We start from the raw sequence: 14,873 nt of genomic DNA, 5'->3' as shown, positions 1-14,873 counted from the left end.
ATCACACTCAGTGCGCGCCGGACATGTCGCCGAGCACTTCCTTGGAAGCGACGGTGGAATCTGCCTTCAGCTTGTAGACCATGGGCACGCCGGTCGCCAGATTCAGCGAAAGAACCTGCTCGCGGGTGAGGCGGTCGAGAACCATGACGAGCGAACGCAGCGAATTGCCGTGCGCGGCAACCAGCACCTTTTCGCCGCGCAGCACGCGCGGAAGGATTTCCGTCAGATAGTAAGGCCAGACGCGGGCGCCGGTGTCGCGCAGGCTTTCGCCGCCCGGAGGCGGAACGTCATAGGAGCGGCGCCAGACATGCACTTGCTCTTCGCCCCACTTGGCGCGGGCGTCGTCCTTGTTGAGGCCGGAGAGATCGCCGTAGTCGCGCTCGTTGAGTGCCTGGTCGCGGATCGTCTCGAGATTAGGCTGACCGACCTTGTCGAGGACAAGCTTCAGCGTGTGCTGCGCGCGCACCAGTGCGGAGGTGAAGGCGATATCGAACTTGATGCCGTAGTCGGCAAGCGCCTGGCCGCCGGTCGTGGCTTCCTGGATGCCGAGCTCGGTCAGGTCGGGGTCCTTCCAGCCGGTGAAGAGATTCTTGAGATTCCAGTCGCTCTGGCCGTGGCGAACGAGGACGAGGGTACCGCTCATGAAAAATGCCTCCGAGAAATGGTCAATGGGAAGAAAGCCCGAGAACGTCGAGCATGGAATAGAGCCCCGGTTTCTTGTCGCGCGCCCAAAGGGCTGCCTTGATGGCGCCGCGCGCAAAAATCGAACGGTCGGTTGCGCTATGCGAAAGTGTGACGGTCTCGCCTTCGCCGGCAAAGAGCACCGAATGCTCGCCGATGACTGAGCCGCCGCGCAGCGTCGCAAAGCCGATCGTGCCGGCTTCCCGCGGCCCGGTATGGCCGTCGCGCACACGTACGGATTTCGAGCCGAGATCGATGCTGCGGCCCTTCGCAGCTGCCTCGCCGAGCAGCAATGCGGTTCCAGAGGGCGCATCGACCTTGCGCTTGTGATGCATTTCGAGAATTTCGATATCCCAGTCGGCGGGATCGAGCGCCTGAGCCGCCTGCTGTACGAAAACGCTGAGCAGGTTGACCCCGAGACTCATATTGCCCGACTGGACGATGCGGGCATGGCGCGAGGCGGCCGCAATCTTTGCGTTGTGCTCATCGGAGCAGCCGGTCGTGCCGACGACATGAACGATGCGCGCCTGCGCCGCCAGTCCGGCAAATTCCACACTGGTGGCGGGCGATGTGAAGTCCAGCACGCCCTCGGCATGCAGGAACGCTGCCAAGGGATCGTCGCTGATGATGACACCATTGGCGCCGAGACCGGCGATTTCACCAGCATCCTTGCCGACGAAGGGCGAGCCCGGCCGCGCGACCGCTGCATGCAGTGTTGCGCCGTCGATGGAATGGATGAGACGGATGAGCGTCTGTCCCATGCGCCCTGCCGCTCCGACCACAACCAGTTTCATCGCAGCGTCGCTCATGTCAGTCCGTCATCCCGATCAGTATGAATCAGAAGCCGAAGGCCTCTGCAGATTGTTGAGGCGAGCGTAAAGTCCGTCGCTGACCTTCGCAAGCGTCTCGTGATTGCCTTCTTCGACGACGCGGCCCTGCTGCATCACGATGATCTTGTCGGCGCGCACCACGGTCGAAAGCCGGTGGGCGATAACGACGACGGTGCGGCCGGTCATGGCTTCGTCGAGCGCCTTCTGCACGGCTGCTTCCGATTCCGTATCGAGCGCCGAGGTCGCCTCGTCGAGAAGCAGGATCGGCGCGTTGCGCACCAAAGCGCGGGCGATCGACAGCCGCTGGCGCTGGCCGCCGGACAATGTCACGCCGTTTTCGCCGACGGGCGTATCATAGCCCTGTGACTGCGCGACGATGAAGTCATGCGCATAGGCAAGCCGCGCTGCCTTCTCGATATCCTCGTCCGTGGCTTCCGGACGGCCGTAACGGATATTGTCGCGGATCGTGCCTTCAAAGAGGTAAGGCTGCTGCGAGACATAGGCGAGCTGCTGGCGCAGCGAACGCTTGGTGATATGGGCGATATCCTGTCCGTCGATCAAGATCTCGCCGCCCTTCGGATCGTAGAAGCGCGGAATGAGGCTGATGACGGTGGACTTACCGGCGCCGGACGGACCGACGAGCGCCGTCGTCTTGCCGCCCTCGGCCGTCAGCGTCACGCCGTCAAGCACGCTTTCATTGCCATAGGCAAAGGAGACGTTGCGGAATTCGATCTTTGCTTCGGTGACAACAAGTGGCTTGGCATCCGGCAGGTCGCGCTGGCGCGTTTCCATGTCGAGCAACTCGTAGATCATCCGGGCGTTGACGACGGCGCGCTCCATCTGCACCTGCAGGCGGGCAAGACGTCGGGCCGGATCGTAAGCGAGCAGCAGTGCCGTGACGAAGGAGAAGAAGGCGCCCGGCGGCACGCCCTGATAGATCGAGCGATAGGCGGCATAGGCAAGCACGCTCGCGACGGCAAAGCCCGCAAAGCTCTCCGTCAGCGGCGAGGTGCGCTCGGAAAGCCGCGCGATGCGGTTTGCCCGGCCCTCGGCAGCGCCGATCAGCTTGTTGACCTTCTTCTCCAGTGCCTCTTCCATCGTGAAGGCCTTGACGATGGAAATGCCCTGGATCGTCTCCTGCATGGCGCCGAGAACATGGCTGTTGAGGTCGACGGCCTCGCGAGTGGCCGAGCGCAGCCGCTTGGAAACGTAGCGTAGCGCATAAAGCAGCGGCGGCGCCAGAATGAAGACGGCAAGGCTCAGCAGCGGATCCTGAACGACCATGACGCCGATCAGCGAGACGAAGGTGAGGAGGTCACGCACGGTCGACGTGATTGTGAGGTTCAATACGTCGCGGATACCGGTAACGTTCTGGCTCACCTGGGCCGCGATATGGGCGGAGCGAGACTCGTTGAAGTAGCCGACGGAGAGCGTCATCAGGTGCGAATAGATCCGTCGCTGATAGCGCGCAACGATATCGTTGCCGATCCTTGAAAGGGCAACGCCTTGCCCGTAGCTCGCAAAACCGCGCAGCATGAAAGCGATGAAGATCGAAAGACAGATGATCCAGACGACGTCCGCACGCCTGTTGGCGAAGGCCTCGTCAATGATCGCCCGCATGATCCAGGCCGTGAATGCCGTCGAAAGCGCTATGACGACAAGGCAGGAGATCGCAAAGACATAGCCCCAGAGATGGTCCCGGCCGTTTTCCGCAATGATGCGCTTCAGGATGCCCGTCACGGTATCGCTGTTGACATGTGGCTTTCTGCTGTCGGCGGCTTCCAAAAATAGGCTTCCTGTCTCGGGGCTGCGTGCCACAGGCGCGGCACGCATATGCGCGGGCTCTATAAAGAGTTGACGGGGCTTTGGCTAGAGCGCCGTGCGTCCCATCGGGGCGCACAAAGGACGCTCTAACGCCTTGAAACTATGCTTCAGGCTCAGGCCCGCCAGCGCCGTCCATCCGTCGAAAGGCCGAAGTTTGCAGGCATGCGTGCATAGGAAGAAAGCCCGGCAAGAGCTGCCAGCGGATGCGTCACGACATAGGTCGGGATCGTACGCAGTAGGGCCGAATGCGGCGCCTTGTCTTCGAATGCGGCCCGGAATTCCGGCTTTTTCAGTGCCGGAAGGATCTTCTGAGAGATGCCGCCCGAAAGATAGACGCCGCCGCGGGCCATGAATACCAGCGCCATGTCGCCCGCCACGCGGCCGAGATAGCTGGCAAACAGCGAAACGGTTTCGACCGCGACCTTGTCGCTGCCGACGAGCGCATGCGACGTGATGTCCGCCGGGTCGCTCATGGTTGGCGTGGCACCGTCGGCCGCGCAGATGGCGCGGTAAAGGTTGACGATACCGCGGCCGCAGAGGATCTGCTCGGCCGAAATGCGGCCCTCGATTGTCTCGACATGCGGGAAGATCTCATAGTCGCGTTTGCTGCGCGGCCCGAGGTCGACATGCCCGCCTTCGCCTGGAACCGGAATCCACGTCGACTGGGTATGGACCAGACCACCGACCCCGAGGCCGGTGCCGGGTCCGAGAACGACGCGGGAGGCCACCATGTCACCCGAAGCGTTGCCGATACGTTCGCGATTGTCGTCGGAAAGTGCCGCGATTGCCAGCGCCTGTGCTTCAAAATCGTTGACGACGAGCACATCGACAAGGCCGAGGCCCTCGATCATCCGCTTCGGCCGCACCACCCAGGGGCAGTTGGTCAGGGGGATTTCATCGGCCTTGATCGGTCCGGCAACGGCAAGGATCGCGGCGCGCGGCTGTACGGAGGTCTTGTCGAGCACACCCTTCTGGATCGCCTCGTCGATCGTCTCGTAATCAGCGGTGCGCACATTGGGAAACTGCTTCGGCTCCGCATAGGCATCCGTCAGGATGGAGAAGCGGGCATTCGTGCCACCGATGTCGCCGATCAGGATCGGAAAGGGCAAGGGAGTAGAGGATGCAGTCATGGCCGGTTCCGTGCTGTAGGCCCGAGGGATCAGGCGTTAAGGGTAGGGAGAAGCTTTTCGGCTGTAGACTCGTTCAGTGCCATCGGAATGTCGTAGACGATCGCAAGCCGCATCAGCGCCTTGACGTCGACATCATGCGGCATCGGCGTCAGCGGGTCCACGAAGAAGATCAGGGCGCTGACCTCGCCGGTGGAAATCAGTGCGCCGATCTGCTGGTCGCCGCCGAGCGGGCCGCTTTTCAGCCGGGTCACGTGAAGGTCGGGAGCGGCGTCGAGCACGCGCCCGCCCGTCGTGCCGGTGGCGACGATTTTCCATTGGGCGAGAAGATCCCTGTTACGGCGGGCAAACGCCGCCATATCGTCCTTCTTCTGGTCATGCGCAATCAATGCAAGGCATTTGCCGCCGGCCATGAACGGGTTCTCCGCGCGAGTAATTCAATCGATTTGACCGCTTCTACACCAGGCGTTTGTGATTTGAAAGACAGCCGCCCGCCAGCCTGTTTGGCCTGTTCAGCCTATTGCACGACCGGCTTGTCGTTCGGAACCGGGCCGACGGAAGGAAGTGCGCTGCCGGTATCGACAGGTGGTGCAGCCGCCGGGGCTGCTGTCAGAGCACTCGCCGCGGAAGGGCCGCCATAGGTCCCGGCTTCCGTAGAGGCGATGGACGGGGCATCGACAACGGCAGAGCAGGCCTTCGGCAGGTCGGAGACCATGACCTCACGCGGCGGCTTCGGCGGCTTTGCACCGGGTTGCGGCGGCTTCGGCGCCGCCCAAGGTTCCTTGGTGAACCACCAGGCAAGCGATTCGTCGCAGCCGTCACCGCCAGCCACCGGCGCCTGCCCTGTACAGCCCTTGGCTCCAACAGGGCATTTGATGCGGATATGGAAATGCGAATCGTGCCCGTATTCGGGCCGCAGTTTGCCGAGATTGGTGCGGTCGCCGGTCCAGGTGTCGCACATCTTCTTCTTGATTGCCGGATTGACGAAGATGCGCTCGACCTGCGGATAGCTTGCCGCCAGCATCAAGAGTGCCGCCCGCTGCTCGCTCCATACTTTCGGATCGACGGTCAGGAACTTGTCTTTCTGCAGCATGGTGGTGAAGGGCAGATCTTCCCGCTGTTCGTAGCTCAAGCGCTGCGAGGGCATGGGTGTAAACCAGACATCGGCATCCAGCCCGATCTGGTGCGACGCATGGCCGTTGAACATCGGCCCGCCGCGCGGCTGGGCAATGTCGCCGACCAGGATGCCCGGCCAGCCGATCTTGGCACGCGCATCCTGCGAGAATTTTTCCAGAAGCGATATCATCACCGGATTGCCCCAGCGCCGATTGCGTGAAAGGCGCATCGCCTGCCAGGTCGGCCCGTCCGCCGGCAGCGCCTCCGCACCGGTCATGCAGCCCTTGGCATAGAAACCGATCGGCTGCGCCGGCCCCTGCGTCGGCAATTTCACGGCGCCGAAAATCGCCTTGGCGCTGCCGGGGCTCGGCGTCTTCTGCTGTGCGCCGACATCACCGGCGATAAGGCTTGCGCCCATCGCGCCGGCAAGCGTCAGCTTGCCAAACGCCCTGACATCGAATGTCAGTTTGCCGAAAGTCCTGAAAACCTGAGCCAAGCCGAAAGCCATGCCATTCCCTTGCTGCGCCAAAGTGATTTGCAATCGAATCTATCGTGAAAAGCAATTTTGGTGAATCGATGTTTTGGCAGGCGGCGTGGGGACGGATCGCCGCAGCATCACGCGTTGGCCAGAACCTCGGCCGTTTTGCGCACGCGCGACAGGCGCCGCAGGATGCGCTCACAGGCAAGCGAATGCATTTCGGCGGTGAAGGTGCTCATCGCATCCTCGACAGCGATGACAGCATAATTATGAGCAAATGCATCGCGGATCGTCGCCTCGACGCCGAAATTCGTGGCGATGCCGGTCAGGATCACGGTCCTGATACCGCGGCGGCGAAGCTGGAGGTCCAGTTCCGTGCCGTAGAAGGCGCTCCACTGATGCTTGACGATATGGACGTCGACTGCGAGCGCAGCGATTTCCACTGGTGCCGCAAGCGCGGCCGCCGGAAGACCACCTTCCGGGAAAACCGTCGGCTCGTCCACCGGCTGGTTGACAGCATCGGCATAGTCCGGGGAGAATCCGACGGTAACGAGGATCACCGTCCCGCCTTCGGATTTCAGCCTGGTGGCGATTGCGGCGGTATTCTCGATCACTTGCGGGGCGGGATGGGGCGCAAGCTGCCGGCCGACGATGAAGCCTTGCAGGTCGATGGAAATGAGTGCGGTGGTCTTCGGATCATAAAGGGACATGAGAAATCTCCGGGGGAAGGAAATATGAGGGTATCCTCACAATGAAAAATACGAGGATAGCCTCACAAAAATCAAGCCCCGAACCGCAAACCCGTGTGCCGAAACGCCAGCGCGGCCATGAGCGCGTTGCGATCCTGCTGGAAGCGGCAGCCAGGGTCTTTCTCGAAAAAGGCTATGACGCCGCAACCATGACGGAGATTGCCGCGGCGGCAAATTCTTCGATCGGTTCGCTCTATCAGTTCTTCCCGACCAAGCCTCTGCTTGCCGAGGCGCTGCATATCGATCGCCTGCAGCATCTGAACAGCGGGCTCGCCGAACTCGCCGAGAAGACCAGGGGGAAGAGTGCTGCCGAAATCGGCGATGCGATCTTTACGCGGCTCGGCCGGTTCATCGAGGATCATCCGGAATTTCCGGTTCTCGCCGCGCGACGCGACGTGCCGAAGGAGCGAAAGGCGAAGTCGCGTGCGGAGCTTCGTGCCAACATCACCGCACTCCTGAAGAATGCTGAACCGTCGGTCGAGCGCGATGTCGATCTCCTGGGCGCCCTCGTCCTGGAGCTGCTGCGCATCGTCGTCGCGGCCGCCAATGACCCTGATGGTTCGGGCGATCCGCGCCTGGTTGGAGAGCTGCGTCGCATGCTCCGCAAGCGCCTCGAGGAGGTGACGCCCTGACCTCCATTGGTAAGGTCAAAATTTCGCGAGCCCGGTAAAAAACAAACTCTTTCCTGTTTTTCGCCTGCATTTCTCGTATTGTCGGCGAAACTAATAACAGGGGAAGAATGAATAGTGGCTTCGTGGTCGAAAATCGGTGTGCTGGTAGCATTGGCGGGTGCGCTCGCACCTATGACTGTATTGGCTCAGGACCAGCAGTTTAAAATCGGCAGTTCGGTCATCAGCGAGATGAAGTACAAGCCGGGCTTTACCCGCTTCGACTACGTCAATCCCGATGCCCCGAAAGGCGGCGACCTGCGCCTGTCTTCAAGCGGCACTTTCGACACTTTCAATCCTTTGCTGGCAAAAGGCCAGACAGCGGTGGGTTTGTCGCTCGTTTACGACACCCTGCTGAAGCCAGCTGATGACGAACTCCTCGTCTCCTATGGTCTGCTTGCTGAAGGCCTTTCCTATCCGCCCGACGTTTCGAGCGCCACCTTTCGCCTTCGCAAGGAAGCAAAATGGGCTGATGGCCAGCCGGTCACGCCCGAAGACGTCGTTTTCAGCTTCGACAAGACCAAGGAGCTGAACCCGCTTGCCGGGAACTACTACCATCACGTGGTCAAGGCCGAGAAGACGGGCGAGCGGGACGTTACATTCACCTTCGATGAAAAGAACAATCGCGAGCTGCCGAATATTCTCGGCCAATTGATGATCGTGCCGAAACACTGGTGGGAGGCACCGGGACCGGATGGCAAACCGCGAGACATTTCGAAGACGACGCTTGAGCCGGTCATGGGTTCGGGACCATACAAAATTGCCGCCTTCTCGGCTGGTGCGACGATCCGCTACGAGTTGCGGGACGACTATTGGGGCAAGGACCTCAATGTGAACGTTGGTCAGAACAATTTCCGCAACATTCTCTACACCTATTATGGCGATCGGGACGTCGAGTTCGAAGCGTTCCGTGCCGGCAACAGCGATTACTGGCAGGAGACTTTTGCTGCGCGTTGGGCAACAGGATATGATTTCCCCGCCGTGAAGGAAGGGCGCATCAAGAAGGAAGAGGTTACCAATCCCCTGCGCTCCACCGGCATCATGCAGGCGCTGGTGCCGAATATGCGGCGCGACATCTTCAAGGACGAGCGGGTGCGCGAGGCGTTGAATTACGGCTTCGATTTCGAGGAATTGAACCGCACGGTCGCCTACAACAGCTACAAGCGGATCGACAGCTACTTCTGGAACACCGATCTTGCCTCGTCCGGCCTTCCGCAAGGCAGGGAGCTGGAAATTCTTCAGGGCTTGAAGGATCAGGTTCCCGCGGACATCTTCACGACCCCCTACAGCAATCCCGTTGGCGGGGATCCGCAGAAAAGCCGTGACAACCTTCGCAAGGCGATCTCCCTTCTGAAAGAAGCCGGCTGGGAGCTGAAGGGCAATCGGATGGTCAATGCCAAGAGCGGTCAGCCGATGAGCTTCGAGATATTGTTGTCGAGCCCCTTGCTTGAGCGCTGGGCGGTGCCCTATGCCACCAATTTGAAGAAGATCGGTATCGATGCGCGGATCCGCACAGTCGATGCCGCGCAATATACCAACCGTGCGCGCAGCTTCGATTTCGATATGATCTGGAATGTCTGGGCCGAAACCGTGAACCCCGGCAACGAGCAGGCCGATTACTGGGGATCGGGTTCCGCCAATCAGCAAGGGTCGCGCAACTATGCCGGCATCGCCAATCCGGCCGTCGATGCGCTTGTTCGCATGATTATCTTTGCCCCCAACAGAGATGAACAGGTTGCGGCCATCAAGGCTATGGACCGTGTGCTGCTCGCCAATCACTATGTCATTCCGCTGTTCTACCGGGACACCTATTCGATTGCTTATTGGAATACGGTGACGCGTCCGGCAGAGTTTCCGGCATACGGCCTTGGCTTCCCCGATGCTTGGTGGTCCACCTCGGCGAAATGAGCAGACTTGCAATGCGAGGGGGCCTGCGCTCCAAATGGCATCGACGAATCATGAATGCCGGCACAAGCCGGCAAAGGAAGGCTGGCAGATTGAACGGCAATAGACTGGACGGCATGCAGGCGAAGATATTCCCGGAGGCCCGAGACTGATGGGAGCCTATATTCTTCGCCGCCTGCTTCTGATGATCCCGACGATCATCGGCATCATGGCGATTTCCTTCGTCGTCGTTCAATTCGCGCCCGGCGGCCCCGTCGAGCAAGTGATCTCCCAATTGACCGGCCAGGCCGACAGTGCCGATCAACGCCTCTCCGGCGGCGGTGATCTCATGGTCGGTGGAGGAGACGATGCCGGCTCGAAATATCGCGGTGCGCAGGGCCTCGATCCGGAACTGATCGCCAAGCTCGAAAAGCAGTTCGGCTTCGACAAACCACCGCTGACCCGCTTCGGCGAGATGATGTGGAACTACATCCGCTTCGATTTCGGCGAGAGCTTCTTCCGCAACACGACCGTGCTCAATCTGATTATCGAGAAACTTCCGGTCTCGATCTCGCTCGGCATCTGGATCCTGATCTTTTCCTACGCCATCTCCATTCCGCTCGGCATCCGCAAAGCGGTCAAGGACGGCTCCTCCTTCGATGTCTGGACATCAGGCGTCATCATCGTCGGTTATGCCGTGCCGAGCTTCCTGTTCGGCATCCTGCTGATCGTACTGTTCGCCGGCGGTTCCTTCTATGACTGGTTCCCGCTGCGTGGCCTGGTATCCGATAATTTCGACCAGCTTGCCTGGTGGCAGAAACCGCTCGACTACTTCTGGCACCTCACGCTGCCGCTGATCTCGCTGTCGCTGGCATCTTTTGCCACGACGACGCTGCTGACCAAGAATTCCTTCATCGACGAGATCAAGAAGCAATATGTCATCACCGCGCGCGCCAAGGGCCTGAACGAGCGGCAGGTGCTCTATGGTCATGTCTTCCGCAACGCCATGCTGATCGTCATTGCAAGCTTCCCGAGCGCCTTCATCTCCGCCTTCTTCACCGGCTCGCTGCTGATCGAGAATATCTTCTCCCTCGATGGCTTGGGGCGCCTCGGCTACCTCTCGGTCGTCAACCGCGATTATCCGATCGTCTTTGCAACGCTCTACATCTTCTCGCTGCTCGGCCTCTTCGTCGGCCTGATATCCGACCTGCTCTATACCTGGATCGATCCGCGCATCGATTTCGAGCGGAGGGACGTCTGATGGATGTCGCCGCAAATCCGACGACGGCCGCACCCGTCCGCCCGCCCCGCAAAGGCCTGCTGTCGCCCACCAACATCAGGCGCTGGCGGAACTTCAAGGCCAACAAGCGCGGCTACTGGTCGCTCTGGCTGTTCCTCGTCCTCTTCGTGCTCAGCCTCTTTGCCGAATTCATCGCCAATGACAGGCCGATCATCGCCTCCTACAAGGGCGAGATCCTTTTCCCTGTCATCGTCGATTATCCCGAAGAGAAGTTCGGCGGCTTCCTGGCCGAGACGGACTACCGCTCCTCCGTCATATCGGATGAGATCAACGCCAACGGCTGGATGATCTGGCCGCCGATCCGCTACTCCTATCAGTCGGTCAATTCCAATATCCCGCATTCGGCCCCAACCGCGCCCTTCTGGCTGATGTCGGCGCAGGAGCGTTGCTCGGCCTATCCGCAGGGCGTCGATGATCCCGGCTGCAGGCTCGGCAATCTCAACTGGCTCGGCACGGACGATCAGGCGCGCGATGTATTTGCCCGCGTCATCTATGGCTTCCGCATATCCGTTCTCTTCGGCCTGGTACTCACCATCTGCTCGGCCGTCATCGGCGTGACGGCCGGTGCCATTCAGGGTTATTTCGGCGGCTGGACCGACCTGTTTTTCCAGCGTTTCATCGAGATATGGTCCTCGATGCCGGTGCTCTACATTCTGTTGATCATCGCCGCCATCCTGCCGCCCGGCTTCTTCGTGCTGCTCGGCATCATGCTGCTCTTCTCCTGGGTGGGCTTCGTCGGCGTCGTGCGTGCCGAGTTCCTGCGCGCCCGCAATTTCGAATATGTCCGGGCCGCTCGCGCCCTCGGCGTCAACAACCGCACCATCATGTGGCGGCATATGCTGCCGAATGCGATGGTCGCGACGCTGACCTTCCTGCCCTTCATCCTCTCAGGCTCGATCACCACGCTGACCTCGCTCGACTTCCTGGGCTTCGGCATGCCGCCGGGCTCTCCCTCGCTCGGTGAACTGATCGCCCAGGGCAAGGCCAATCTTCAGGCGCCATGGCTCGGGCTGACGGCCTTCTTCACCATGTCGATCATGCTGTCGCTGCTGATCTTCATCGGCGAAGCGGTGCGCGATGCCTTCGATCCGAGAAAGACGTTCCAATGAGTGAAACGCTGCTCTCCGTCCGCGATCTCTCGGTCGCCTTCCATCAGGGTGGCGAAACCTCGCTTGCCGTCGATCGCATCTCTTTTGATATCCATAAGGGCGAGGTTGTCGCTCTCGTCGGCGAATCCGGTTCCGGCAAGTCGGTCTCTGCAAATTCGATCCTGCGGCTTCTGCCCTATCCCTCGGCAAGCCATCCGAGCGGCGAGATCTTCTTCAAGGGCAAGGATCTGCTGAAGGCCTCCGACCGCGAATTGCGCGAAGTTCGCGGCAACGACATCACCATGATCTTCCAGGAGCCGATGACATCGCTCAATCCGCTCCATACGATCGAAAAGCAGATTGCCGAAATCCTCGCACTGCATCAGGGTATGACCGGGCAGGCGGCGCGTACCCGCGTGCTGGAGTTGCTGAACCAGGTCGGCATCCGCGAGCCGGAAAAACGGCTGAAAGCCTATCCGCATGAACTCTCGGGCGGCCAGCGTCAGCGTGTGATGATCGCAATGGCGCTCGCCAATCGGCCCGAATTGCTGATCGCCGACGAGCCGACCACCGCGCTCGACGTCACGGTCCAGGCGCAGATCCTCGAACTCTTGCGCAAGCTGAAGGGCGAGCACGGCATGTCCATGCTCTTCATCACCCACGATCTCGGCATCGTGCGCAAATTCGCCGACCGCGTCTGCGTCATGACCAAGGGCAAGATCGTCGAGACCGGACCGGTGGAAGAGGTCTTCACCGATCCGAAGCATGACTATACGCGCCATTTGCTTGCCTCCGAACCGCGCGGCGAGCCGCCGGTGACCGACGCCTCCAAGCCTGTTGTCATGGAAGGCAATGACATCAAGGTCTGGTTTCCGATCAAGGCCGGTTTCATGCGCAAGGTCGTCGATCACGTGAAGGCCGTCGACGGCATCGACCTGACGCTCAGAGCGGGGCAGACGCTCGGGGTCGTCGGCGAATCCGGCTCCGGCAAGACCACGCTGGGGCTGGCGCTCACGCGTCTCATCTCCTCGAAGGGGCGCATTTCCTTCGTCGGAAAAGATATAGCAAGCTATTCATTCACCGATATGCGACCGCTGCGCAATCAGCTTCAGGTCGTCTTCCAGGATCCCTATGGCTCGCTGAGCCCACGCATGTCCGTCGGCGATATCGTTGCCGAAGGCCTGAAAGTGCACGAGCGCTCGCTCTCGGCCGAAGAGCGCGACCAGCGCGTCTGCTGGGCGCTTGAAGAAGTCGGCCTCGATCCGCTCACCCGCTGGCGCTTCCCGCACGAATTCTCCGGCGGCCAGCGCCAGCGCATCGCGATCGCACGCGCCATGGTTCTGAAGCCACGCTTCGTTATGCTCGATGAGCCGACCTCGGCGCTGGATATGAGCGTGCAGGCGCAGGTGGTGGATCTCTTGCGCGATCTGCAGAAGAAGCACGAACTTGCTTATCTCTTCATCAGCCACGACCTGAAAGTGGTCAAGGCGCTTGCCAATGACGTCATCGTCATGCGCTTCGGCAAGGTGGTGGAACAGGGGCCGTCAGCGGATATCTTCCGTGCGCCGAAGGATGACTATACCAGGGCGCTGATGGCCGCCGCCTTCAACATCGAGGCGGTGCCGACGCCGGCAATTCAGCAGTAAAAGACGGGCAGCAGTAAAGAAGATCATGTCAGCAAGACCTCCCATTCTCGTCGATCTCAAGTTCGACCCTGATACCGTTGCCCGCATCCTCAAGACCGCCTTTGCCGATCGCGGCAGCATCAATTCAGCCGATCCCGCGAACAAGGCGCTCGACCTGACCGGTGTCGATTACGCGCTGCTCTGGAAGCCGGATGCCGATATCTTCCAGCGCGCGCCGAACCTGAAGGTGCTCTTTTCCGGCGGCGCCGGGGTCGATAGCATCCTGTTCATTCCCGATCTGCCTGACATCCCGATCGTTCGCTTCGTCGATCGCAGCCTGACGACGCGCATGAGCGAATGGGTGGTCATGCAATGCCTCATGCACCTGCGCCTGCAGCGCGAGCACGACAAAGACCAGCGCGACAGGGTCTGGGGCAAGCTCGTCCCGCCGGAAGCCGCCGAAATCACCGTCGGTGTCATGGGCCTCGGTATTCTCGGCCAGGATGCCGTCGCCAAGCTCAGGGTCATGGGCTTCAACGTGATCGGCTGGTCGCGCTCGAAGAAAGAGGTTGAAGGCATCGAAACCTTCGACGGCTCGGAGCTCGATGGCTTCCTGTCGAAGACCGATATCGTCGTCGGCCTGCTGCCGCTGACGCCCGACACCACGGGCCTGTACAACAAGGCCTTCTTCGCCAGGCTCCGCCAGGGCGGTGCGCTCGGCAAACCGGTTTTCATCAATGCAGGCCGCGGCAAGAGCCAGGTCCAGGCCGATATCGTTGCGGCGATCGAGGGCGGCGTGCTCGGCGGCGCCTCGCTCGATGTCTTCGAGGTCGAACCGCTGCCGGCGGACGATCCGCTCTGGCATCTGGAGACTGTCTTCATCACCCCGCATGACGCTGCGATCTCCGAAGAGAACGCGCTTTTCCGTCATGTCGAGACCCAGATCGCCCGCTTCGAACGCGGCGAGCCGCTGCAATTCGTCGTCGATCGCAAGGCGGGGTACTAGAGCGCCGTGCGTCCGTTTGGACGCACAAAGGACGTTCTAACTCTTTGATCTTACGTATCAGGCTTTCCGAAAATCGATTCCGATTTTCGGGCCGATGCTGTAGCGCGCGTCGCGCAAAAGCGCGGAACTATTGAGCAAGCGCCGCCAATGTCCGTTTCCGGCCCTGAGCGGTCATTCCCGACCCCACGACACAGGCCAGGAAACTGCCACCTGCTATTACATATCTGCGTTGCATAATAGGAAGTATGCGTTTGCCTGAGATGAGATCATAAGGCGCGTAGCTGATGCACATGAGAGTCCTTAAAATGGATTGGGTCCCTGTAGTCTTCGTTACGTTTAAGGTTTTCGCTTTAGGAACGGCCATGTTCTTCGCCATCAAGTGGCATTACGATCGAGGAGAGAAGGGAAACAGGCGAGCGGTACTACGCACGGGCGGCAAGATGGCCGCAGTCTTCGCGCTGGCGCTCCTAGGCGTGGGGCTCGTCGCCTTCGCCCTT

General features: G+C 60.7%; 13 protein-coding genes. 6 read left to right on the top strand and 7 right to left on the bottom strand.

The genetic code is table 11. The features are described 5' to 3' along the window. Positions 1-7 precede the first annotated feature (7 nt). From ACR9ZQ_RS25075 to ACR9ZQ_RS25045, 7 genes are all read right to left on the bottom strand, one after another. Entirely contained in the window at positions 8-643 is a 636-nt protein-coding gene (locus ACR9ZQ_RS25075; protein ID WP_029616445.1) for a 2,3-bisphosphoglycerate-dependent phosphoglycerate mutase, read from the bottom strand. 22 nt (positions 644-665) lie between these two features. Continuing rightward, complete coding sequence (gene dapB, locus ACR9ZQ_RS25070; RefSeq protein WP_310379823.1) at positions 666-1,490, bottom strand: 4-hydroxy-tetrahydrodipicolinate reductase; 825 nt, start codon at positions 1,488-1,490, stop codon at positions 666-668. An 18-nt stretch (positions 1,491-1,508) separates the two neighbouring features. Further along, complete coding sequence (locus tag ACR9ZQ_RS25065; RefSeq protein ID WP_310379821.1) at positions 1,509-3,296, bottom strand: ABC transporter ATP-binding protein; 1,788 nt, start codon at positions 3,294-3,296, stop codon at positions 1,509-1,511. A gap of 152 nt (positions 3,297-3,448) precedes the next feature. Then, complete coding sequence (locus tag ACR9ZQ_RS25060; protein WP_113320531.1) at positions 3,449-4,465, bottom strand: glucokinase; 1,017 nt, start codon at positions 4,463-4,465, stop codon at positions 3,449-3,451. A 29-nt stretch (positions 4,466-4,494) separates the two neighbouring features. After that, the gene (locus ACR9ZQ_RS25055) at positions 4,495-4,875 is read right to left on the bottom strand and encodes a methylglyoxal synthase (protein WP_037100501.1); all 381 of its coding nucleotides are present in this window, start codon (positions 4,873-4,875) and stop codon (positions 4,495-4,497) included. A gap of 104 nt (positions 4,876-4,979) precedes the next feature. Further along, the gene (mepA, locus tag ACR9ZQ_RS25050) at positions 4,980-6,086 is read right to left on the bottom strand and encodes a penicillin-insensitive murein endopeptidase (protein ID WP_481428967.1); all 1,107 of its coding nucleotides are present in this window, start codon (positions 6,084-6,086) and stop codon (positions 4,980-4,982) included. 107 nt (positions 6,087-6,193) lie between these two features. Continuing rightward, positions 6,194-6,766, bottom strand: a complete 573-nt coding sequence (locus ACR9ZQ_RS25045) for an isochorismatase family protein (protein WP_481428966.1) — start codon at positions 6,764-6,766, stop codon at positions 6,194-6,196. Positions 6,767-6,807: 41 nt separating this feature from the next. Here ACR9ZQ_RS25045 and ACR9ZQ_RS25040 point away from each other — a divergent pair, with 41 nt between their 5' ends. The 6 genes from ACR9ZQ_RS25040 to ACR9ZQ_RS25015 all read left to right on the top strand — a co-directional run bounded on the left by ACR9ZQ_RS25040 (position 6,808) and on the right by ACR9ZQ_RS25015 (position 14,376). Further along, positions 6,808-7,437 (top strand): TetR/AcrR family transcriptional regulator, encoded by a 630-nt coding sequence (locus ACR9ZQ_RS25040; RefSeq protein ID WP_481428965.1) that lies wholly within the window; start codon positions 6,808-6,810, stop codon positions 7,435-7,437. Between the two features lie 111 nt (positions 7,438-7,548). After that, a complete protein-coding gene (locus ACR9ZQ_RS25035; RefSeq protein WP_113320535.1) occupies positions 7,549-9,381 on the top strand; it encodes an extracellular solute-binding protein in 1,833 nt (610 codons plus the stop codon). A gap of 148 nt (positions 9,382-9,529) precedes the next feature. Continuing rightward, positions 9,530-10,618, top strand: a complete 1,089-nt coding sequence (locus tag ACR9ZQ_RS25030) for a microcin C ABC transporter permease YejB (RefSeq protein WP_439017017.1) — start codon at positions 9,530-9,532, stop codon at positions 10,616-10,618. Further along, positions 10,618-11,766, top strand: a complete 1,149-nt coding sequence (locus ACR9ZQ_RS25025; protein ID WP_310379809.1) for an ABC transporter permease — start codon at positions 10,618-10,620, stop codon at positions 11,764-11,766. Before ACR9ZQ_RS25030 ends, ACR9ZQ_RS25025 begins: the two co-directional genes overlap by 1 nt. Then, a complete protein-coding gene (locus ACR9ZQ_RS25020) occupies positions 11,763-13,391 on the top strand; it encodes an ABC transporter ATP-binding protein (RefSeq protein WP_310379807.1) in 1,629 nt (542 codons plus the stop codon). Before ACR9ZQ_RS25025 ends, ACR9ZQ_RS25020 begins: the two co-directional genes overlap by 4 nt. A gap of 25 nt (positions 13,392-13,416) precedes the next feature. After that, positions 13,417-14,376, top strand: a complete 960-nt coding sequence (locus ACR9ZQ_RS25015; protein ID WP_481428964.1) for a 2-hydroxyacid dehydrogenase — start codon at positions 13,417-13,419, stop codon at positions 14,374-14,376. Positions 14,377-14,873 lie beyond the last annotated feature (497 nt).

Source organism: Rhizobium sp. KNZ14-9A (assembly GCF_056755015.1).
Note: the sequence above shows the minus strand (reverse complement) of the source record. Positions and strands in the feature narration are given on the sequence as shown.